The following is a 23141-nucleotide window of genomic DNA, read 5'->3' as shown; positions in this document are numbered from 1 at the left end:
ATACAAAGGAGAAAAAATGCAATTTCAAACTGAAGTTAATCAACTTTTACAATTGATGATTCATTCTTTATATTCAAATAAGGAAATTTTTTTAAGAGAACTTATCTCTAATGCTAGCGATGCTTTAGATAAATTGAATTTTTTAAGTGTCAGCGATGATTCTTATAAAAGCTTAAAATTTGATCCTAAAATAGAAATTACAATAGATAAGGATAAAAAAACTTTAACCATCAGTGATAATGGTATAGGTATGAATAAAGAAGATTTGATTAATAATCTAGGCACCATTGCAAAAAGTGGTACAAAAAGTTTTTTAGAGAATTTAAGTGGTGATGCTAAAAAAGATTCTCAGCTTATAGGACAATTTGGTGTTGGATTTTATTCTGCTTTTATGGTCGCAAATAAAATCGAAGTTTTAAGCAAAAAAGCTTTAGATGATAAAGCTTATCTTTGGACTTCTGATGCAAATGGTTATGAAATTGAAGATGCTCAAAAAGAAGAGCAAGGAACTAAAATCACACTTTATTTAAAAGATGATGAATTTGCTAATTCTTATAAAATTGAAAGTATTATAGAAAAATATTCAAATCATATACAATTTCCAATCTTTATGGAAAAAGAAGAATATATTCCTGCTAAAGAAGGCGAAGCAGAAGGAAAAACTGAAGTAAAAATTTCTCAAATTAATAAAGCTAATGCTCTTTGGAGAATGCAAAAAACAAGCCTTAAAACCGAAGATTATGAAAAATTTTATGAACAAAATTTTCATGATTCTAATAAGCCTATATTGTATCTTCATACTAAAAGTGAAGGAAAATTAGAATATAATTCTTTATTTTTTATTCCAAAAAATGCTCCTTTTGATCTTTTTAGAGTGGATTATCAAAGCGGACTTAAACTTTATGTAAAACGTGTTTTTATCAGCGATGATGACAAAGAGCTTTTGCCAACTTATTTACGTTTTGTTAGAGGGATTATTGATGTTGAAGATTTACCATTAAATGTAAGTCGTGAAATTTTACAAGAAAATCAAATCTTAAAAGCAGTAAAAGAAGCAAGTGTTAAAAAAATACTTAGTGAGCTTGAAAAATTAAAAAATAAGGACAAAGACAAATATTTAGATTTTTTTAAAACTTTTGGAAAAGTTTTAAAAGAAGGACTTTATGGTTTTGGAACAGAAAAGGAAAATTTATTAAAACTCATGTTTTATAAAAGCACCAAAGGCGAAAATTTACGTTCTTTGGAAGAATATAAAAATGATTTACAAAAAGATCAAAAAGAAATTTTTTATATCACAGGAAATAATGAAAGCTTACTTAGAAATTCACCTTTATTGGAAGAATATAAGCAAAAAAATATAGAAGTACTTCTAATGGATGATGAGATTGATTCTTTGGTTACCCCTATGTTTGGAGAATATGAGGGATTGAAATTCGTAGCTATTAATCAAGTTGAAGATAAAAATGAATTAAGCGATGAAGAAAAAAAAGAATATGCTCCACTTGTAGCTAAATTTAAAGAACTTTTAAAAGATGAGGTTGAAGATGTAAGACTAACTAGTCGTTTAAAAGATAGTCCAAGTTGTATCGTTTTTGATAAAAATAAACCTGATTTTGCTATGCAGCAGCTTTTAAAGCAAATGGGACAGGAGCAAAATATAAAACCTATCTTAGAAATCAATCCAAAACATGCAATTTTTTCTGGACTTAAAAATAATGAAATATTCTATAGTGATATTGCAATTTTGGTATTAAATATGGCTAAACTTAGTGAAGGTATGGGAATTGAAAATGCTTCTGAATTTAATACAAGTTTGGCCAAAATCATTACAAAGGCTTTTTCATGATAGAAAATATTTCAGCTAATGTTTGGACAAAACAAGACTTAAGCGAATATCAAATTTTTGATGTTCGCACTCCTTTGGAATGGGAAGAAGGTGTATTGCCTAATGCTGAATGTATTTCATTTTATGACCATAAGGGATTTTTAAATGAAAATTTCTTGCAAGAATTTCAAGCTAAAAAAAAATCCGATAAAAAAATAGCTTTTATTTGTCGTAGTGGTCATAGAAGTATGTTAGCTGCGCAGTATGTAAAAGATAAACTTGGCTTAGATAGTGTGAATTTAGATGGTGGAATGTTAGCGCTTTAAGGAAATTAATGTTAGAAATATATTTATTAATAGCTGCTTTATCATTTTTGTTTCTTTATTTTGCTGTAAAAAAAATAGTTTTAAATGTTGATAATAAGATATTATTAGAACCGATAAAAATGGATATTTATCCAGAATTTTGCGAAGTGATTAATGATAAAATTAGAGCCTTTAAAGAACACAATTTAAAAAATCAAAATAATAGGGAACAATTTTTAGAAAAACTTAGCGATCTAAGTAGAGAACTTACTTTTATTCAAACAATGAATTTGAGTAATAAGAATAATAATATTTGGGAAAATGAGCTTTTTGAATTTTTAAAGAAATTAGAAAATATTTTGATTCATTTTTTGGAAAATGGAGAAGAAGAAGCAGAAAATTTAAGAGAATCTTTAATGCAGGAATTTCAGAGACTAAAATCTGAGCAAAATGATTAGTTTTTACTTGTTTGATTATTATCAGACACGGGTTTTAAAAAATCTTCATTGATTAAAATATTAACTACATCTTTAAACATTGGCAAAGCACTTTGGGCAGCATAATAGCTATAAGGTTTGGTAGGATTTCTTACCAAAACTCCCACAGTATAAGCGTGTGTGGCATCATTAGCAAATCCAAAAAAAGAAGCATTATAGCGGTTTGAGGTATATCCTTGTCTTTCAGCAATTCTAGCTGTTCCTGTTTTACCTCCTAAGGTAACTCCTTTTGTAAAAGCCTTTCTTCCAGTTCCTTTTTCAATAACATCAATTAATATTCTTTGCATGAGTTGAGCCGATTGTGGATTTAAAATGGCTTCTTTTTTTATATCATTATCTAGGCTAACAAAATGCCCATCTTGATAATATTTTTCAGCTAAACGTGGAGTAACATAAATTCCATTATTATTAAAAACATTATAGGCGGCTAATAATTGCATAAAAGTAGTTTTAAGTCCATATCCATAACTTAATACAGATTTTTCTATTTCTCTTAGATGCTTAGGGTTAGGAATTTCTCCTTTTTGTTCATAAGGAAGATCAATGCCGCTTTTATCTCCAAAATTAAAAGTTCTTAAACCTGTGATAATTTCCAAATTGCTGAGTCTTTGTGCAATTTGAATCATTCCTATATTTGAAGAATATCTTATAACTTCTTCAGCGGTCATTTTATCCATTCTGTGATCGTCTCTAATAGTAAATCGTCCTAATTTATAAGATCCACCATAAGTATCAATAATTTCATCAAGGGTTATTTTACCAAGTCTTAGCGCAGTTATAAAAATAAAGGGTTTAATTACAGAACCTGCTTCATAGCCGTATTCAATCGCACTAGCATTTAATACTGATAAATCCTTGCTACGATTTTCAGGATCATAGCGTCTTGAGCTTGCTAGAGCTAAAATTTTCCCAGTTTTACTATCCATAACACCTACAATAATTTCGTTAGCTTTTAAATCTTCATTGCGTTCATCAATGGCTTTTTCAATACTTTTTTGAAGCTTTAAAGAAACATTGAGATATAGATCGCAACCATTAATTTTTTTTTGTTGTAATGATTTTAAATTTAAAATAATATTTCCACCGATATCTTTTAATCCTTGAATTTTTTCATTTTGTAAAGGACTTAAGCATTGATCATAATATTTTTCCAAACCTTTAACACCAATATTTTTTAAAATTCCACTTTCTGGATCTAGTACAACTTTTGTATAACCTATAGCAGGAGTAAGTGCATCATGCGACATATAAATTCTGTCTTCTTCATGTTCAATAATATTTAAACCTCTGGTTTCAACTTTGCCAGAATTATTGGTAAATGCTTTGAAAAATCCTTGTATATATAATTTTTTTGCAAGATCTTTAAGATAATTAGCTTGTTTGGAATCTAAATTTTGAGAAAGAATGAAATTATAAGAGCGTCTTTTTTGATTTTGTATTCTTTTTTTAATATCTGAGATTTCTTTATCACTAAATCCACTATAAATTTGAAAAAGTTTTAAAAAAAGATCAAACTTATCCTTATCAATACTTCTTAAATCAATCTCAGCACGATAAATTTGTTTTGAAGTTGTAATTGTAAAATTATCTTTTGTAATAATATTACCACGCAAAGCTAAAGAATATTGATCTTTTTCAGTATTTGGAATATGACGTTTGGAAGTAAGTATAAAGGTTGAGCTTAAAAAAATAATCATAAACAAAAGCGCCATGCAATAAGCAAAAGCTACTTTTGAAACACGATTTTTTTTATTTTCTTGCATAGAAATTTAAATTTGAGTTCTTGTAATTTCTTTGTAAGCACTGATAGCTTTATTTCTAACCTCTAGCATAAATTTCATACTGCTTTCAGCTTTGGTAATAGCAATGGCAGCTTGATGTAAATCTTTAACTTGCCCTGTGGCAATATCTGTCATAGCAGCTTCACCAGTTTTTTGGGCTTTATTTAAATCATCAATTTCATTTTTGAGCATTTTAGCAAATTCGTCACCAATATTATTTTGCTGTATATTTTGGTTTGAATTTGTTTTTGAAATATTATTTAATCTTAAATCATTAATGTTATTCATTCTCTATTATCCTCTTAATAAATCAATTGCACTTTGTGCAATAGTTTTTGCACTTGTAAAAGCACTGACGTTAGCTTGATAAGCTCTTGTTGCTTCAATCAAATCAGCCATTTCAATTACAGGATTAATATTAGGATAAGCCACATAACCTTCAGCATTTGCATCAGGATTACTTGGATCATATTTCATTCTAAAATCTTTATCATCTCTTACAACTTTATCCACAACTACACTTTGAATAGCCGGTTTAGCTTCTTCTGGAGAATCTGGATCGTTTAAAGGATTTTCATATTTTAAAAAATTATTATCCTTGCTGATTTGTTCATTCAAAAGTTTATCAAAATCTGTTGCCTTAAAGATCACTTCGCGTCTTCTATAAGGTCCGCCTTCTGCTGTTCTAGTTGTATTTGCATTAGCTATATTGGAGCTAATAACATTCATTCTAAAACGTTGAGCGCTTAAACCATATCCGCTAATATCAAAATCACTTAAGTATGCCATAATTTACCTTTAACTTAATTTAGAACTTGCATCAAGTATGGAGCTAAATATACTACTTTGTTTTCTTAAAACCCCATCAAGAGCTGTAATCATAACTGTATTTTTGCTCATTTCTGTAGTTTCAACATCTAAATCTACTGTATTGCCATCATTTCTTGCTAAATGACCATCTCTTAAATAAATGGTTGATTTATTAGGATCTGGAAATTTCCAAGGTTCTTGATGACCTTTTTCTGTTACAGCTAATTTTAATTCTTTATCATCATTTTTTTTAAAAATTTCATTAGCACGATGCACTAAAGCAGTTTCAAATTCTATATCTCTTGATTTATAAAAAGGAGTATCGACATTTGCAAGATTAGCATTAATCAATTGATTTCTAAGATTTCTACCTGCTAAAGCACTGGTAACAAGTTCTTTTGATTTGAATGGGTCGATCATTTTTTATCCTTTTTATTATTTTAAAACTTTATAAGCAAATATTGTTCCAACTTTAAATTTTTATCTATTTTTTTGCGAGTTAATAGCTTTGTTATGATCATTTAAATTGTTTGTAAAAATATGAACTCCAGTTTTTTTATCGCGTACAAAATATAAATAATCCGTTTTTGCTGGAAAAATAGCTGCACGAATTGCAGCCAAAGAAACATTACAAACTGCTTCTTTTGGTAAACCTTCAAATTTATATGTATTATAAAATGTTTTATCTTGTCGGATTCTTTGAGGTGTAATTTTTTCATGAGAATAAATACCATAGTTTAAAGTTCCATCCATTTGTAACTTCATACCTTTTTTAAGGCGATTGTAAATCACGCTTGCAACTATAGGCATTTCTGATTCATTGGCAGCTTCTTTTTGAATCACTGAGGCTACTATAATATATTGATGCCATTTTTTACGATTATATTCTCCAAAAATTTTTTTAGAAGTGATTTGATTTGATTTCTCAGAAATAGCAAGTAAATTTTGTATTAATAAGCTTTCTGAAATTCCTTTTGGAATTTCATAGGTTTCTGGTAAAAAAACTCCTTCAGGATAGGGAGATTGTTTTTGAAACTCGGATAAAAGTGTTTCTTTATTAAGGTCTAATTTTTTGGAGACTTGATCTAAAAAAACAATACTTGTTTCCCCAGGAATTAATGTAATTGTTTCAAGTGCAGCTTTAGCTACGGTTAATTTGTATAAAAAATCTATTCTATTTAATTTTTGCATTCCCAGATCAATCCATCCAGATTGCGGATGCCCTAAAAAAAATAAAATATATTTATCAATAGTGTTCATTTCATATTTTTTTTCTTTAAGATATGATATAATCTGAGCAATAGAGCCTTTTGGTATAAAAATGACAGAATCGCTTTTTAAGGGTTGAATTAAATAATAACAAATTCCCATGATAAATATCAATAAGAAGTTACGTATGAAAAAGAAAATATTATATATATTAGTAATATTATTTGTGTTGTTTTCGGTTATGTTTTTAGTATTAAAAAATGGAATATTCATTTCTAGCATCCAATTTGATTTTTTAAAAATTCAGCAATTATATATTAAATTAGATAAAAAACTTATTTTTCGAGCAAAAAATATTGCTTTAAATTTTAATGATACTTCAGAAAATAATTCTAATTTTGATTCTAAAACTTTATTAAAAATGATGAAAAATTTAAAATATTTATATAATTTTGTTGAAGAAGTAAATATTGGAAATTTATATTTTAAAAATCAAAAATTAAAAATTTTATTTAAAGATGGTGATTATTTTATAGACAGTAATGATCTTTTTTTAAAAGCTTCCTTTACTGTAAATAATGGCAATTTATCAGGAACAATTAATTCTTTAAAGCTAAAAAAATACAATTTAAATTTAAACGGTTTTTTTGAAATAAAAATAAAAAGTAATTTTTATAATTTAAATTTAAATGCAAATAGTGATAATTTAACTTTTAAAAGTACAATAAGTTATAAAGATAATAAATTACTTTATCAAATTAGTGATCTTAATGCAATAAATATACAAAATATAGCAACTATAATCAGAAGAGATTTTGTTTTAAATGAAACCTTAGATCAGTGGATATTTAAAAATGTTGTTGGAGAATTTTATCATTTAGATTTTTTACAAGGTTTTATAGATTTTAAACAAAATAATTATTATTTTGATAATATAAGTGCTTCAGGATATATTGATAAAGTCAAAGTTCGTTTAGAAAATAATATGGATGCTATTGAAATTCCAAGAGTTGATTTAAATTTAAGTCAGCAAAAGTTGGATTTGCAATTTAATAAGGCTTCTTATGATGGAGCAGATTTAAGTCAAAGTAAAGTTTATTTATATGATATTTTCAACGAAGAAAAAGCTGGAATTTATTTGCGAATAAAATCAGATAATTTGAAATTAGATGAAAAGCTTGAAAAAGCTTTGCAAAATTATCATCTTAACTTGCCTTTTTATCAAAAAAGCGGAACCATTAAGGCAGATTTGGAACTTAAAATTGATTTTCACGAGAAAGGGCAATTTCTTCATAATGGAATATTTTATTTAAATAGTGCTAATATATCTTTGGCTGATATGAATATTTCCAAGGGATTGATTAGATTAACTCAAGATAATTTAAGTATAGAAAATGCTGATATAGAAAATCGATATTTAAAAGCTAATATAAATGCTAAAATTAATTTAAAAGAAAAACAAGGAATTTTTAATACCCAACTTTATAAATTGCATTTCGATGATGATTTATTGGATATTGAAAATCAAAATATTACTCTTAATTTAGATTTAAATCAAGATTTATTAACTATACCAGAATGGAATTTAATAGCTAATTTTAAAAATGGATTAGAATTTAATTTAAATAATCCTAATATTTTATTTTCTTATTCTAAAATTCTTAAAGATTTTGGTTTTAATGGAGCTGGAAGTGTTTATTTTAAAAGTTTAGATTTTAAAGATTTTGATTTGCAAGCGCAAGATGTTAGTTTTAACCATAATTTATTTATCAACAACCAAACACCTTACAATAAAGATAGTTTTAGTATTGTAAGAAAAAATGATATTATATATATTAATACACAAAGCGATCTTATAAGTGCTACAATATCTTCACTTAAAAAAGAAATACAAGTAAAAAATTTAACTTATATTTATAAAAAACAAAAAAATTCTCCAAATAGTTTTGATATCAGTACAAATAAACAAAATATTATTTTTGGCGGAGCCAATTGTGCTTTGATATTAGCTGATATGAATAAAACTTTAGCTTTTGATAAATTGGAGATAAATTTAGATAAGAATATCTTAAATGTTCAAGGTTCAAGAGGAAATACAAATTTAAATTTTTACTATAGCCCAGATGATTTAAAATTTTTTGTTAAAAATATAAATGATCAATATTTAAATGAATTTTTACAAAAGCAGGCTGTGCAAGATGGAATTTTTAATCTAAGTATTGTTGGAAGTGGTCTTGAGTATTTTGATGGAGAATTTGATTTTAAAAATACTTTTGTAAAAGATTTAAAAGGTGTTAATCAATTGATTTCATTTATAGATACAGTTCCTAGTTTATTGATGTTTAAAACTCCAACTTTTAATCAAAAAGGTTTAAAATTTCAAAATGGAAAAGTTATTTTTAATCGAAAAAAAGATTTATTAAGTTTTAGTGCTATTAATTTAAATGGAGATAGTGTTGATATTTATGGATTGGGCAGTGCTAATTTGCGTCTTGATACTATAGATTTAAATTTAGAGTTAAAAACTTTAAAATCAGCCTCTGAAACCATTTCAAAAGTCCCAATTTTAAATTATGTCATTTTGGGGAAAAATCAAGAAATAAGTACAAATATCAAAGTAGATGGAAAAATCGATAATCCGAATTTTCATACTCAAATTTTAACTGATACTTTAAAAACTCCGTTTAACTTAATTAAAAATATCATACAATTGCCTAAAAATTTATTTGATTGAGAGAGTTTATTTTAACTTAAAATAAACTCTCTTGCCATTCTATGCATTTTTATAAATATTTCATTTAAGATTATTGAGTTTATTAAGCAAACTAAAATAAAAGCTATATGTTACAAAATTACTCAAAAAATAAAAATTAATTAAAAATATATACAATACAAAATTAGTAATGAAGATAAAATAAAATTATCATATGTAATTATATAAATTAGCTTATACTTTTAGCCAAGAATAAAAGAGTTGAAGCCATTCTAAAGTATGGTCGTTTGTTGGTATGCTTATTTAATTAAGAGGGATAAAATAAAAAAGAATTATTAAAATAATTCTTTTTTCTAGTAAGAATGCTATTATCGTAGAATTTATTTAGATAATGCATAATTTAAATACAAGAATAAAAATAGGCGAGTAATTAAATTTAAAAGAAAAAATTAATATTTGAGTTTGAACTTAAATTTGAAATTAATAAAATCTTTGAATGATTGTAGAATTCGATCTTAGATAGCGTATTTGAAATTATAAATATTAATTAGATGTTTGGAAAAAATAAAAACCAGAATTATTTTTGATTTAATATTGTTTATAGGGAAAAAATTAAAAATGATTTTAGAAATTTCTTAGTTGAGTTTGAATTATTTTAGATATAATAAATCAAGAATTAAAAAATAAGGAAAGAAATAATGAGTTTAAAAGCTCCAAAAGATACTCCAGTATGGGTAGATGAGCATCGATGTAAAGCTTGTAATATTTGTGTAAGTTATTGTCCAGCAGGTGTTTTAGCTATGCGTGATGATGTGCATGCTGTTTTAGGACAAATGATAGAGGTGGTTCATCCAGAATCTTGCATAGGTTGTACTGAATGTGAAACGCATTGTCCTGATTTTGCTATTATGGTGGCTAAGAGAGATGAATTTAAATTTGCCAAACTTACATCAGAAGCTAAAGATAGAGCTTTGGCTGTTAGAAATAATCAATATAAAAAACTAGCTTAGGAAAAAACAATGAGAGAAGTTATAGCAACAGGTAATGTTTTAATTGCACAGGCTGCCATCGATTGTGGTTGTAAATTTTTTGGAGGATATCCTATTACACCAAGTAGTGAAATTGCTCATGAATTAAGTCATTTGCTTCCAGCTAATGATGGAACTTTTATACAAATGGAAGATGAAATTTCAGGGATAAGTGTTGCTATTGGTGCAGCAATGAGTGGAGTAAAGGCTATGACAGCAAGTAGTGGTCCAGGAATTTCTTTAAAAGCAGAGCAAATTGGACTCGCATTTATAGCTGAAATTCCATTAGTTATAGTTAATGTTATGCGTGGAGGTCCTTCAACAGGTTTGCCAACTCGTGTAGCACAAGGGGATTTATTTCAGGCAAAAGCTCCAACTCATGGAGATTTTGCGAGTATAGCTATTGCACCCGCTTCGCTTGAAGAAGCTTATTTGGAAACTATTAGAGCTTTTAATTTAGCTGAAAAATATATGACACCAGTATTTTTGCTTATGGATGAAACTGTAGGTCATATGAATGGTAAAGCGGTGCTGCCTGATTTAAAAGATATTAAAATTTATAATCGAAAAAAATTTGAAGGCGATAAAAAAGATTATAAGCCTTATGCAGCTGGCGAAAATGAAGCTGCAACTCTCAATCCTTTTTTTACAGGTTATCGCTATCATGTAACGGGACTTCATCATGGTGATATTGGTTTTCCAACAGAAGATGGTGCTATAGTGAAAAAAAATATAGAAAGACTTATAGGTAAAATTAATAATAATCGTGAAGATATTTGTACTTATGAAGAATACATGCTTGATGATGCTGAATTTTTAATTATAGCTTATGGAAGCGTAAGTCGATCGGTAAAAGAAGCTATTCAAAGACTTAGAGAAGATGGAATTAAAGCAGGTCTTTTCCGTCCTATTACTCTTTATCCTGTAGCGGAGAAAAAAATAGCTAAAGTAGTGAGTCAATTTGAAAAAGTTATGGTAACAGAATTAAATATGGGTCAATATCTTGAAGAGATTGAAAGGGTGAGTTCACGTCGTGATTTTATTAGCTTGCATCGTGCAAATGGTCGTCCTATCACCCCTAGTGAAATTATTGCTAAAGTGAAGGAGAATATATAAAATGGCATTTAATTATGATGAATATTTAAGAACCGATAAGCTTCCAACTCAATGGTGCTGGGGCTGTGGAGATGGTGTTGTTTTAAAATGTATTATTCGTGCGATTGAAAAACTTGGTTGGAATATGGATGATGTATGTCTTGTTTCAGGAATTGGTTGTAGCGGTAGAATGAGTTCTTATGTTAATTGTAATACTGTGCATACTACACATGGTAGAGCTATCGCTTATGCAACAGGAATAAAATTAGCAAATCCAACGAAACATGTAATTGTGGTTAGCGGGGATGGCGATACTTTAGCAATTGGTGGAAATCATACTATACATGGCTGTCGTAGGAATATAGATCTAACTCATATAGTAATTAATAATTTTATTTATGGTCTTACAAATTCACAAACTTCTCCAACAACTCCTAAAGGTTTTTATACTGTAACGGCACAATTTGGAAATATTGATCCAAATTTTGATGCTTGCGAGTTAACGAAAGCTGCAGGAGCTTCTTTTGTTGCAAGAGGAAATGTGATAGAGGCAAATAAGCTTGAAAATTTAATTTATAAAGCTTTATCACACAAAGGTTATAGCTTTGTGGATGTTTTTTCAAATTGTCATATCAATCTAGGAAGAAAAAATAAAATGGGAGAAGCAACTGCAATGCTTGATTGGATTAAAAGTCGTGTTGTAGAAAAAGCTAAATTTGAAAGTATGGATTTTGAAGAAAGAAAAGATAAATTTCCAACTGGAATTTTATATGAAGATAATTCTCAGCCAGAATATTGTCAAGCCTATGAAGAAGTGCGTCGTGCAGCTAAGGAAAAAAGAATGGTTGATTTGGGAGCTTTAAAATGAAATATCAATTAAGATTCGGTGGAGAAGGTGGACAAGGAGTCATCACTGCAGGAGAGATTTTAGCTGAAGCTGCAATCAAAGAAGGACGTCAAGCTTTTAAAGCATCTACTTACACTTCTCAAGTAAGAGGCGGACCTACAAAAGTAGATATTATTATAGATGATAAAGAAATTCTTTTTCCTTATGCCGTGGAGGGAGAGGTTGATTTTATGCTTTCAACTGCTGATAAAGGATATAAGGGCTTTCGCGGAGGTGTAAAAGAAGGTGGAATTATTGTTGTAGAACCTAATTTAGTGCATCCTGAAAATGAAGATTATAAAAGATGGCAAATTTTTGAAATTCCAATTATTACTATAGCTAAGGATGAGGTAGGTAATGTTGCAACTCAATCTGTTGTGGCTTTAGCTATTGCCGCTTATATGAGCAAATGCATTGATTTAGATGTTTTAAAAGAAACAATGCTTCATATGGTTCCACCAAAAACTCGTGATGCAAATTCTAAAGCTTTTAATTTAGGACTTAAATACGCTAAAGAGAGCAAATCTATTTAACAATAATTTTTTTGGGGATTGCCCCAAATTTAATAACTTAAAGATTTTATAATTTAGCTACTTTTAACGATTAAAATTTTATAATCAAAAACTTACTATTTTCAAGGAAAATAATGGATATCTTTGATGAAATGTTTAATAAAACTCCTAAAGAAAAATTTTTAGAAATTATACAAAATGGTAATTTAGGAGCCTTAGAAAAAGTATTTGAGATTTTTTTTGCCGAATATATAAGCATGATTGAACTTTTAGAAAAACAGGGTTTAAATGAAATAGATGTTAAAAATTTTATACTTGAAAATGGAGATTTAATTGAGCAAAGATTAAATGATATTTATATAGATTTGGGAGCCCAAATTTTAGGACATGAGGGCTAATGCAAAAATCATTGAAATTATTTTTTATTTTATTGCTTGTTTTAGTATTTAAAAATCATTTAAATGCAGCTCCTGTCTTTGAATATACTTATAAGTTTGTTCTTAAAAAAGATCAAAGAGCAAGTATTCAAATTAAAGAAATCGGTTATGAAGATAAGGTTCAAAATTTTGATTTTTATTGGACTTTGTTTGATAATACAAATATTATTGTTCAATCTAAATTTCGCAAATATCCAAGACAATTTGTGATGAGTTTAAGAAGAAATTTGGATTGGGTTACGCAAACTTTGATTCCTGATTATACAAATCCACATATAGATAGAGCAAGGCTTATTTTAGAATTTAGTGGCTATAATAAAGGTTTAGCAACTTTTACAGTTTATATTGAAGATAAGGAGTCTCGTGTGATGGTGGAATTTTTAGATCCAAGAAAAACACCGCTTTCAAATCCACCGCAAAATAATCAAGTTGTCCCTATGATTAATTTTAATCAACCGCAAGTTAAACCATTGACAAGCTGGGATAAATAGTAAAACAAGGAATTAAATGTGCAGGCAATAGACGATTTAATACAAAAATTCTTAAAAGAGCTAAATTACGCACCCATATTAGAAATGCTTTTGCATGTTAAATCAGGGAAGAAATTGCGTTCTAAATTGCTTTTAGCTATTTCAGGAGAAAGCAAAGAAGCTTTAATAATTTGTGCAGTTATTGAGCTTATACATTTGGCTAGTTTATTACATGATGATATTATTGATGAGAGTAAGTTAAGAAGAGGAGCAAAATCTATAAATTCAGAATTTGGGACAAAAAATGCTTTAATGCTAGGAGATATTTTATATTCTAAGGCTTTTTATGAGTTAAGCCAAATAAATACTCAATTTGCAAGCATAATTTCTGATGCAGTTGTAAAGCTTTCTATAGGTGAGCTTATGGATGTTAATTTAAGTCAAGATTTTAATACCGATAAAGATAAATATTTAACCATGATCTATAATAAAACAGCAGTTTTAATTGAAGCAAGTGCAAAATGTGGAGCTATTTTGGCTGGCTTAGATGAAAAATCTTTTGGAGAATATGGAAAAAATTTAGGACTTGCTTTTCAAATGGTCGATGATATTTTAGATATCAAAGGTGATGAAAAAACATTAGGTAAGCCTTCTATGGCAGATTTTAAAGAAGGAAAGGTTACTCTGCCTTATATATATCTTTTTGAAAGTTTAGATCAAAAAGGAAAAAATCAATTAAAAACAATGTTTCAAAAAGATTTAAACGAACAAGAAAAAATATGGATAAATACTCAATTTAAAGAAAAATCTATTTTGGAAAAATCTATCTTAGAAGCTAAAGAATATGCTAAAAAGGCAATTGATGCTATAGAGGAATATTCTAATCAAAAATTAAAAGATATTGTAAAAGCAATGATAGATAGGAATTTTTAATGTATTATTGCGTTTCTTTTACTCATAAAAATACCGATCTTGCCTTAAGAGAAAAGTTAAGTTTTACAGATGAAGCAAAAAAGTATGAATTTTTACGTATTATAAATACACATGAAAGCATTGAGGAAAGCTTGATAATTAGTACCTGTAATCGTGTAGAGATTATTGCTTTTGTTAAAAATGCTTGTTCGGAATATATTATTAAAACCTTAGCTTTATTGTGTGATGTTGACCAGGATGAATTATTTAAAAAAGCTGATATATTTGAGGATAGTGGAGCGATACACCATCTTTTTTCAGTAGCAAGTTCTTTAGATAGTCTTGTTGTTGGTGAAACTCAAATTGCAGGACAGATTAAAGATGCTTTTTCGTTTGCCTTAAAGAATGAATTTTGCAAAACTCATATTTCAAGAGCTTTGCATTGTGCTTTTAAATGTGCTGCCAAAGTTCGTACAGAAACTCAAATTTCCAAAAATCCCATTTCAGTTGCTAGTGTTGCTGTGGCCAGAGCAAAAGAACTTTTGGATTTAACTCAAAAAAAAGCTGTGATTATAGGAGCTGGAGAGATGGCTGAACTTGCAGCCAAGCATTTAATTGCTAACGGGGCTAAGATTATTATTTTAAATCGTGATATACAAAAGGCTAAATTACTTTGTGAAAAGTTAGATGGCCTACATCAATACGATAGTTTAGAAAATTTAAAACAGTACTTAAATCAATACGAACTCTTTTTTTCAGCTACTAATGCAACTCATGCCATTATTACCAATGCTTTAATTGAAGAAGTCTCCCATAAAAGATATTTTTTTGATATTGCAGTGCCGCGTGATATTGATATTAAAGAGAATGATAAAATTTTTGTTTTCGCAGTGGACGATCTTCAAGCTGTTGTTCAAAAAAATTTAGCTTTAAGAGAAAATGAAGCACGTATGGCTTATGGAATTATAGGACAAGAAACATCGGATTTTTTTAGATATTTAAATGATTTAGCTTTAAATCCAATTATTAAAGCTATACGTCTTAAGGCTAAAGAATGTGCAAATGAACAACTTGATATTGCTGTAAAAAAAGGCTATTTAAAGCATTCTGATAAAAACGAAGCACGAAAACTAATTCATCAAACTTTTAAAGCTTTTTTGCACAATCCAACTATAAATTTAAAACATCTTCAAGGAAAAATTCAAAGCGATACAGTTATTAATGCTATGAGATATGTTTTTGATTTGAAAAATAATCTTGAGGGCTTAAATCAATACAAATGTGATTTTAACATGGAGAATAATGATGAAATTTAGTCAATTATATGCACCAAGTACAAGGGAAACTCCTAAAGATGCAAGTTTACCAAGCCATATTTTCTTAGTTCGTTCTGGTTTTGTAGAGCAAATTGGTAGTGGACTTTATAACTTTTTGCCTTTAGGAAAAAGAGTTTTAGATAAAATTCGTACCATAGTTAAAGAAGAGATGGATAAAGTTGGTGCGCAAGAAGTGAATCTTAGTTTTGTTACTCCGGCTAGTTTATGGCAAGAAAGTGGACGTTATAATATTTTTGGAAAAGAACTTTTGCGTTTTAAAGATAGAAAAGAAAATGATTTTGTTTTAGGGCCAACCCATGAAGAAGCTATGCTTTCTTTGGTTAAAAATAAAATTACAAGTTATAAACAACTTCCTTTACATTTATATCAAATTGGTTGGAAATTTAGAGATGAAGCACGTCCACGTTTTGGGCTTTTAAGATGTAGAGAATTTTTAATGAAGGATGGTTATAGTTTTCATCAAAATGAAGAAGATTTAGCACGAGAATTCAACCTTATGTATGAGACTTATTCTAATATTTTAAAAAGAATGGGACTTGATTTTAGAGCCGTTGAGGCTGATAGTGGAGCAATTGGCGGCAGCGGATCTAAAGAATTTATGGTTTTAGCAAAAAATGGAGAAGATGATATCTTACTTTGTGAAAATTGTGATTATGCGGCAAATATTGAAGCAGCAAAAAGAGCTAAAAAAACTTGCGATAAAGATCGTCCAGAAGCTAGCTATGCAAGCAAATTTCATACACCTAGTGTTAAAAGTATTAAAGAATTGGCTAATTTTTTCAAGATTGATGAATTTTATACTATTAAAGCAGTAGCAAAAAAAGCTATTTATGAACATGAAAGCAAACTGGTTGTATTTTTTATACGTGGATGTGATGATTTACAAGAAGTCAAAGCGCAAAATGCTTGTAAAGCTTTAGAACTTATTGATGTAGATGAAAGCGAATTGCTTAATGCTGGATTAGTCCCTGGTTTTATTGGATTTGTAGGACTTAAAAATATAGATTTTTATCTTGATCAAGAGCTTGAAAATGAAAAACAAATGATTATTGGAGCCAATGAGAAAGATTATCATTTAATAGGAATTGATGTTGTAAATTTAAACAAAGATCGTTTTAAAGATTTGGTGGAAGTTAAAGAAAATGATTGTTGTTTAAAATGCGGTGGTAAATTAAAAAAAAGCAAAGGTATAGAGGTAGGACATATTTTTAAACTTGGACAAAAATATTCTAAGGCTATGAATGCACATTTTTTAGATGAAAATGGAAAAGCTCAGGCATTTTATATGGGTTGCTATGGAATTGGAGTTTCTCGCTTAGTAGCTGTTGCTATCGAAGCTAGTCATGATGAAAAAGGTTGCATTTGGAGTCAAACTTTGGCTCCTTTTGTTATTGATATCATTATATCTAATATAAAAGATGAGCAAGCTTGTCAATTTGCATATCAAATTTATCAGCAACTGCAAAATTTAGGAATCGAAGTTTTGCTTGATGATAGAAATGAACGTTTTGGTGTAAAAATGAATGATTTTGAATTAATGGGTTTTCCTTATGCTTTAGTGATTGGAAAAGGGTTGCAAAACAATGAAATAGAACTTATACAAAGAGAAAATTTAAGTAAAGAAATTATTAAAATAGAGAATATTATAGAGATTATTAAGAAGAAAATATCATGAGTTATAAACTTAAGTTAAGTCCTTTATTTGTTATAGAATTTATTTTTAGTCTATTATTTATTATATTTTTTGGTTTTGGAAATTTTTTAATTTTTATTTTGGCAAGTATGATATTTGGTGTTGTACTTTTGGGAATTTTTTGGAAAAATATGCTTGAATTTCAAATTTTAGGTTTTAAAAATATGCTGACGCAATTTTCTTTTGTTATTGCTGGATTTTTACTTGTTTTTCCAGGAGTTTTAACAAGTTTTATTGGATTTTTAATTTTTTTATTCGGCATTTTTTTAAAAATAGCCACTAAAACAAAATATACTCGTAGACAAAATCGAAATTCTAGTGAAGAAATCATTGATGTTGAAATTATAGAGGATGAAAAATGAATCAGTTAATTATAGCCACAAGAAAAAGTGCTTTAGCCCTTTGGCAAAGTGAACACATTGCACAGATTTTAAAAAATAAACATAATATAGATGTTATATTAGAAGGATTTAAAACAAAAGGAGATATTTTACTTGATTCTCCCTTGGCTAAGATCGGTGGCAAAGGGCTTTTTACTAAAGAGCTTGAAGAAAGTATGCTTAGAAATGAAGCGCATTTAGCAGTACATAGTTTAAAAGATGTTCCAAGTTTTTTTCCAAAGGGCTTAGTTTTAGCAGCAGTGAGCAAAAGAGAAAAAAGTAATGATACGATGTTGAGTCAAAAATATGAAAATTTCCTTTCTTTACCTAAAGGTGCAAAAATAGGCACAACAAGCCTTAGGCGAAAAATGCAACTTTTATTGTTAAGACCTGATTTGGAAATTATTTCTTTACGTGGAAATGTAAATTCTCGCATAGAGAAATTAAAAAAAGGTGATTTTGATGCTATTATCCTTGCTTTGGCGGGTATTAAGCGTTTAGGATTAGATAAAGAAGTTAATTTTATTTATGAATTTAGTAAAGATGAACTCATTCCTGCAGCTTCTCAAGGTGCTTTAGGTATTGAGAGTGTTGAAGATGTAAAAATTTTAAATTTGTTAAAATGCCTAAATGATGAAAACACCGTAATAGAAACAACTATAGAAAGAGAATTTATTGCTACTTTAGAGGGTGGATGTCAAGTTCCTATAGGAATTAATGCAGAACTTAATGAAGATATAATTTGTATCCGTGCTATACTTGGCTTACCTGATGGGAGTGAAATTTTAAAAGATAAAAGAATAATTAAAAAAAATGAATTTAAAGGATTTGGTGAAATTTTGGCTAAAGAATTTATAAACAAAGGTGCTAAAGAGTTACTAAAAAAAGCAGAGGGTATGATATGAAAAATTTTATCCAAGTCTTAAAGGAAAATAATCTATTAAAGATTATTGAAGAGCCTGTGGATGTAGATCTTGAAATAGCACATTTAGCTTATATAGAGGCAAAAAAAGAAGAGAATGGCAAAGCTTTACTTTTTAAAAACCCTATTGATAAAAAATTAGAAAAAAAATATAAATTTCCAGTTTTAATGAATACTTTTTGCAATAAAAAAGCTTTAAATTTGGCTTTTGGAAGAGATTTTAATGAGATAGCTAACGAAATTTCACATTTAACCAAACTTCATATTCCTACTAATTTTAGAGCTAAAATTGATTTTTTTATGAATTTATTGAGTTTAAAAAATGTTCCACCTAAAAGATTGAGCATTAATAAAGCGCTTTATAATTATGAAATTTTAAATTCCCTTAAAGAGCTCCCTATACTTAAAACTTGGGAAGATGATGCTGGTAAATTTATAACAATGGGGCAAGTTTATACTCATAATTTAGATAAAACTCAAAATAATCTTGGAATGTATCGTTTGCAAGTTAGCGGAGAAAATGAACTTTTAATGCACTGGCAAATCCATAAAGATGGGGCAAATTTTTATCATGAGTATAAAAAAGCAGGTTTTAAAAAAATGCCTGTTAGTATAGCTATTGGCGGAGATCCACTTTATATTTGGTGTTCTCAAGCTCCATTACCAAAAGGAATTTTTGAGCTTTTGCTTTATGGTTTTATTAAAAAAACTCCTTCTAAATTAACACCTTGTGAAAATGGAGTCTTTGTCCCTTTTGATAGTGATATTGTTATAGAAGGTTATGTGGACTTAGAAGAATTTAAAATAGAAGGACCTTTTGGAGATCATACGGGTTTTTATACTCCAGCAGAGCTTTTTCCTGTTATGAAAGTTGAAAAAATTTATGCTAAAAAAGATGCTATTTATCAAGCAACTGTTGTAGGAAAGCCTCCTTTAGAAGATAGAATTATGGGGCTTGGAACTGAGCGTATTTTCTTGCCTCTTTTGCAAACTTCTGTTCCTGATTTGATTGATTATAAAATGCCAGAAAATGGAGTTTTTCATAATCTAATTTTAGCTAAAATTGATACAAAATATCCCGCACATGCACAACAAATTATGCATGCTTTTTGGGGAGTAGGGCAAATGAGTTTTGTTAAACATGCGATTTTTGTTGATAAGGATGCACCTAAGTTGGATGATTATGATGCATTAATTCCTTATATTCTTAATCGTTTTTGTGTACAAAAATTACTTATAAGCGAAGGAATTTGTGATCAACTTGATCATGCTTCTCCTAATTCTTGTTTTGGTGGCAAAGCAGGACTTGATGCTTGTGATAAAAATGAGATAGAAGAGCTTGAAATTTTAGAAGATGAAAAATTATTTGAGCTTTTCAATTCTGAAGTAAAACTTATTTCTTTAAAACAATTTTATAAAGAATGTAAAAGTCCCATAGTCTGTATTTTGCTTGATAAAAAAGAAAAAAATTCTCAAGTTTTTAAAAGATTATTGAAATTTAAAAAATATTTTAGAATTTTAGTTTTTTTAGATACAAACAATAAATTAGAAAATCCATATATGCTTGTTTGGCGTGTTGTAAATAATATTGATGCAAAAAGAGATTTATTCATACAAGAAGATAGATTGGCTATTGATGCAAGTGCTAAAGATGAAACTGAGGATTATATAAGAGCTTGGCCTAAGCAAACCGATTGTAACGAAAATGTTATAAAAGATCTAATTTTGCGTAATATTTTAGACAATGATCCTGAATTATTTAAAAAATTTGAAATTATGGGTTAGATAAAAATAATTTTTTATTTTGGCACGCTTTTTGCTTATATCAAAATATATAAAAATTTTAAAATTTTTATTAAAAAAGTATTCATAAAATTATTTTTTTGCCGATGTAGAGTTTAACTAGCAATAGAGGAAATTTTAAAAAGGATTTTAAAATGGAAATTTCGAAGGCAAATGAAAAAATGGATATGGTTTTGACTAATATGAGTCAAAGAGCAGATAAGGTGCAAAAAGCTAGTTCAGATATTCACGCTGAAAAACAAAGCCAAGGAGGCGATGATAATCAGCAAAATTTGGATGCTAAATTAGCAGATATTACGAAAAAATTAAACGAACAAATGGATTCTTTAGATACGAATGTTCGTTTTGGATATAGCGATAAAACAGGTTCAATGTACATTAGCGTAACTGAAAAAAGCACAGGAAGAGAGATTCGTAAAATTCCTAGTGAAGAGGCTATGAGATTGGCAGAATATTTTAAAGATGTAATCGGTATGATTTTTGATAAGGAGAGTTAAAAATGGCATTTGGTAGTTTATCAAGTTTGGGTTTTGGATCTGGAGTTTTAACTCAAGATACTTTAGATAAATTAAAACAAGCAGAAGAAAAAGCTAGAGTAGATCCTTATACAAAAAAAATAGAAGAAAATTCAACTAAACAAAAAGATTTAACTGAAATAAAAACAAAATTACTTACATTTCAAACAGCAGTTTCTTCTTTAGCAGATGCAACAGCTTTTGCAAAAAGAAAAGTAAGTGCTAGTGTTACCACTAATCCTCCAGCAAGCCTAACAGCTAGCAGCGGGGTATCTTTACAAAGCATGAAAATAAATGTTAAGCAACTTGCTCAAAAAGATGTTTATCAAAGCAAAGGTTTGGCAAATGATGGTGGTTATGTTGATTCTAGTTTAGAAGGAAGTGCTTCTTTTACACTTATTCAAAATGGAAAGCAATATACTGTTACCTATGATAAAAACACAACCTATAGAGATTTAGCTGATAAAATTAATGAGGCTACAGGTGGTGAGATCGTTGCAAAGATTGTAAATACAGGTGAAAAAGATGCTCCTTATCGCTTAACTTTAACCAGTAAGGAAACCGGAGAAGATAATGCTATTGGGTTTTTTGATGGATATAAAGATGATAAAGGAAGATATGTAGTTGATAAAAATGCTTCAAAGCTTTTTTCAAATCTTGGTTGGGAATTAGATAAACCTTTATCAGATACTGCAGGAAGAGAAGGAAGTGTCGATGGTGATTATATTCTTACTCTTGATTCAGAAACTTTTAAAGGTTATGGAATAAAAGATAATGAAGAAAATCCTTTACATATACAAAAAGCTCAAAATGCTGAATTTACACTTGATGGGGTTAAGATGATACGCCAAAGCAATACTGTGACAGATCTTGGCGTTGGACTTACTTTAACCTTAAATAAAACTGGAGAAATTGATTTTGATGTTCAGCAAGATAATGAAGCTGTAACCAAGGCTATGCAAGAATTAGTAGATGCTTATAATGACTTAGTAACCAATCTTAATGCCGCTACTGATTATAATTCTGAAACAGGAACCAAAGGAACTTTACAAGGTGTAACTGAAGTAAATTCTATACGCTCTAGCATACTTTCTGCTTTGTTTGATTCTCAATCGGTTAGTGGAACTGTAATCGATGATAATGGCAACAAAGTTAATGCTACAGTTATGCTTTCTATGCAAGATTTTGGTTTAACTTTAAATGATGCTGGGACTTTAAGTTTTGATTCTTCTAAATTTGAAAGCAAGGTAAAAGAAAATCCTGATTTTGCAGAAAGTTTTTTTGCAGGTATCACTCAATATCAAGATATTTCTCATACTGGAGACTTGATTAAAGAAAATAGTTTAAAAGATTATTTAACTCCTAAAGAAGAAACTGGTGATAGTGTTAAAACAAGAAGCGAAGATGACAAACATAAAGGGATCGAATTTAAACCAGGTGACTTTAAGATAGTTTATAATGGTCAAACCTATGATATATCAAAGACTACTAGTGGTGAAAATTTTGTACTTACTGGCTCAACCGAAGAAGAAATGCTTAAAAATTTGGCTACTCATATCAATAGTCTTGGTATAGATGGTTTAAAGGTTAAAGTTGAAGAATATAATAAAAATAACGAAAAAGGTTTTAAACTTAAATTTAGTGGCGATGGAAGTTCTGATTTTTCGATTAAAGGAGATGCTGAAAAATTAAAATTATTTGGTTTAAGCGAAACCACTATAGCTGCAAAACCTATAGAAGGTAAAGGTATCTTTGCTCAACTTAAATCAACACTTCAAGGGATGACAGGAACAAATGGTTCATTAACTAAATATGATGAGAGTTTAACTAATGATACTAAATCTTTAAATGAATCAAAAAAATCAGCTCAAGATATGATCGATGCAAGATATGATACAATGGCAAATCAGTGGTTACAATATGAAAGTATTTTAAATAAACTTAATCAGCAGTTGACCACAGTTACAAATATGATTAATGCTGCAAATAATTCAAATAATTAAGGAAAATA

The 23141-nt window shown here is 28.6% G+C and carries 23 protein-coding genes; 18 read left to right on the top strand and 5 right to left on the bottom strand.

All coding sequences use genetic code 11. The annotated features are described in order from the left end of the window. The first annotated feature begins 16 nt into the window (after positions 1–16). The 3 genes from htpG to CMOL_RS04655 are packed head-to-tail and all read left to right on the top strand — an operon-like array spanning position 17 to position 2588. Positions 17–1846, top strand: a complete 1830-nt coding sequence (gene htpG, locus CMOL_RS04665) for a molecular chaperone HtpG (protein ID WP_239819907.1) — start codon at positions 17–19, stop codon at positions 1844–1846. Continuing rightward, positions 1843–2151 carry a rhodanese-like domain-containing protein gene (locus tag CMOL_RS04660; protein ID WP_200281862.1) on the top strand — a complete coding sequence of 103 codons (309 nt, stop codon included), beginning with the start codon at positions 1843–1845 and terminating at the stop codon, positions 2149–2151. The genes htpG and CMOL_RS04660 overlap by 4 nt, the downstream gene beginning before the upstream one ends. A gap of 8 nt (positions 2152–2159) precedes the next feature. After that, positions 2160–2588, top strand: coding sequence for a hypothetical protein (locus CMOL_RS04655; RefSeq protein ID WP_200281865.1), 429 nt, complete (start codon positions 2160–2162; stop codon positions 2586–2588). Here the strand turns inward: CMOL_RS04655 and CMOL_RS04650 are convergent. From CMOL_RS04650 to mltG, 5 genes are read right to left on the bottom strand one after another with little or no spacing between them, the layout of a single operon-like run. Next, entirely contained in the window at positions 2585–4390 is a 1806-nt protein-coding gene (locus CMOL_RS04650) for a peptidoglycan D,D-transpeptidase FtsI family protein (protein ID WP_200281867.1), read from the bottom strand. The genes CMOL_RS04655 and CMOL_RS04650 overlap by 4 nt on opposite strands. 6 nt (positions 4391–4396) lie before the next feature. Continuing rightward, entirely contained in the window at positions 4397–4696 is a 300-nt protein-coding gene (fliE, locus tag CMOL_RS04645; RefSeq protein ID WP_200281870.1) for a flagellar hook-basal body complex protein FliE, read from the bottom strand. Positions 4697–4702: 6 nt separating this feature from the next. Then, complete coding sequence (gene flgC / locus CMOL_RS04640; RefSeq protein WP_137623555.1) at positions 4703–5197, bottom strand: flagellar basal body rod protein FlgC; 495 nt, start codon at positions 5195–5197, stop codon at positions 4703–4705. A gap of 9 nt (positions 5198–5206) precedes the next feature. Beyond that, the gene (gene flgB, locus CMOL_RS04635; protein WP_200281873.1) at positions 5207–5638 is read right to left on the bottom strand and encodes a flagellar basal body rod protein FlgB; all 432 of its coding nucleotides are present in this window, start codon (positions 5636–5638) and stop codon (positions 5207–5209) included. Positions 5639–5698: 60 nt separating this feature from the next. Next, the gene (gene mltG / locus CMOL_RS04630) at positions 5699–6700 is read right to left on the bottom strand and encodes an endolytic transglycosylase MltG (RefSeq protein ID WP_239819906.1); all 1002 of its coding nucleotides are present in this window, start codon (positions 6698–6700) and stop codon (positions 5699–5701) included. On the opposite strand from mltG, the gene CMOL_RS04625 reads away from it, so the two are divergent. The 15 genes from CMOL_RS04625 (at position 6615) to fliD (ending at position 23133) form a co-directional block, all read left to right on the top strand. After that, complete coding sequence (locus CMOL_RS04625; RefSeq protein WP_239819905.1) at positions 6615–9161, top strand: YhdP family protein; 2547 nt, start codon at positions 6615–6617, stop codon at positions 9159–9161. The two genes, mltG and CMOL_RS04625, sit on opposite strands and share 86 nt — an antisense overlap. Positions 9162–9838: 677 nt before the next feature. Then, complete coding sequence (locus CMOL_RS04620; RefSeq protein ID WP_239819904.1) at positions 9839–10150, top strand: 4Fe-4S binding protein; 312 nt, start codon at positions 9839–9841, stop codon at positions 10148–10150. A gap of 9 nt (positions 10151–10159) precedes the next feature. Further along, positions 10160–11284, top strand: a complete 1125-nt coding sequence (locus CMOL_RS04615) for a 2-oxoglutarate synthase subunit alpha (RefSeq protein WP_239819903.1) — start codon at positions 10160–10162, stop codon at positions 11282–11284. A gap of 1 nt (position 11285) precedes the next feature. Next, complete coding sequence (locus CMOL_RS04610; RefSeq protein WP_200280890.1) at positions 11286–12131, top strand: 2-oxoglutarate ferredoxin oxidoreductase subunit beta; 846 nt, start codon at positions 11286–11288, stop codon at positions 12129–12131. Next, positions 12128–12682, top strand: coding sequence for a 2-oxoglutarate:acceptor oxidoreductase subunit OorC (locus CMOL_RS04605; RefSeq protein ID WP_239819902.1), 555 nt, complete (start codon positions 12128–12130; stop codon positions 12680–12682). Before CMOL_RS04610 ends, CMOL_RS04605 begins: the two co-directional genes overlap by 4 nt. A gap of 113 nt (positions 12683–12795) precedes the next feature. Further along, a complete protein-coding gene (locus CMOL_RS04600) occupies positions 12796–13059 on the top strand; it encodes a DUF2018 family protein (protein ID WP_200280896.1) in 264 nt (87 codons plus the stop codon). Further along, positions 13059–13589: an exporting protein gene (locus CMOL_RS04595; RefSeq protein WP_239819901.1), complete on the top strand. Its 531-nt coding sequence runs from the start codon at positions 13059–13061 to the stop codon at positions 13587–13589. Before CMOL_RS04600 ends, CMOL_RS04595 begins: the two co-directional genes overlap by 1 nt. 18 nt (positions 13590–13607) lie before the next feature. Further along, positions 13608–14501, top strand: coding sequence for a polyprenyl synthetase family protein (locus tag CMOL_RS04590; RefSeq protein WP_239819900.1), 894 nt, complete (start codon positions 13608–13610; stop codon positions 14499–14501). Further along, positions 14501–15796 (top strand): glutamyl-tRNA reductase, encoded by a 1296-nt coding sequence (gene hemA / locus CMOL_RS04585; protein ID WP_200280905.1) that lies wholly within the window; start codon positions 14501–14503, stop codon positions 15794–15796. Before CMOL_RS04590 ends, hemA begins: the two co-directional genes overlap by 1 nt. Next, positions 15783–17492 carry a proline--tRNA ligase gene (locus CMOL_RS04580; protein WP_239819899.1) on the top strand — a complete coding sequence of 570 codons (1710 nt, stop codon included), beginning with the start codon at positions 15783–15785 and terminating at the stop codon, positions 17490–17492. Before hemA ends, CMOL_RS04580 begins: the two co-directional genes overlap by 14 nt. Further along, positions 17489–17872, top strand: coding sequence for an integral memnbrane protein (locus tag CMOL_RS04575; protein ID WP_239819898.1), 384 nt, complete (start codon positions 17489–17491; stop codon positions 17870–17872). The genes CMOL_RS04580 and CMOL_RS04575 overlap by 4 nt, the downstream gene beginning before the upstream one ends. Then, positions 17869–18795 (top strand): hydroxymethylbilane synthase, encoded by a 927-nt coding sequence (hemC, locus tag CMOL_RS04570; protein WP_239819897.1) that lies wholly within the window; start codon positions 17869–17871, stop codon positions 18793–18795. The genes CMOL_RS04575 and hemC overlap by 4 nt, the downstream gene beginning before the upstream one ends. After that, on the top strand, positions 18792–20597 hold the full coding sequence (locus CMOL_RS04565; RefSeq protein WP_239819896.1) for a menaquinone biosynthesis decarboxylase: 1806 nt from the start codon (positions 18792–18794) through the stop codon (positions 20595–20597). The genes hemC and CMOL_RS04565 overlap by 4 nt, the downstream gene beginning before the upstream one ends. A 152-nt stretch (positions 20598–20749) precedes the next feature. After that, positions 20750–21112: a FlaG family protein gene (locus CMOL_RS04560; protein WP_200280921.1), complete on the top strand. Its 363-nt coding sequence runs from the start codon at positions 20750–20752 to the stop codon at positions 21110–21112. A gap of 2 nt (positions 21113–21114) precedes the next feature. Further along, a complete protein-coding gene (fliD, locus tag CMOL_RS04555) occupies positions 21115–23133 on the top strand; it encodes a flagellar filament capping protein FliD (protein WP_239819895.1) in 2019 nt (672 codons plus the stop codon). Positions 23134–23141 lie beyond the last annotated feature (8 nt).

The sequence above is a fragment of the Campylobacter sp. RM10537 genome (assembly GCF_022369435.1).
In the GTDB taxonomy this organism is placed as follows: domain Bacteria; phylum Campylobacterota; class Campylobacteria; order Campylobacterales; family Campylobacteraceae; genus Campylobacter_D; species Campylobacter_D molothri.
This window is presented reverse-complemented; position numbering and strand designations above follow the sequence as displayed.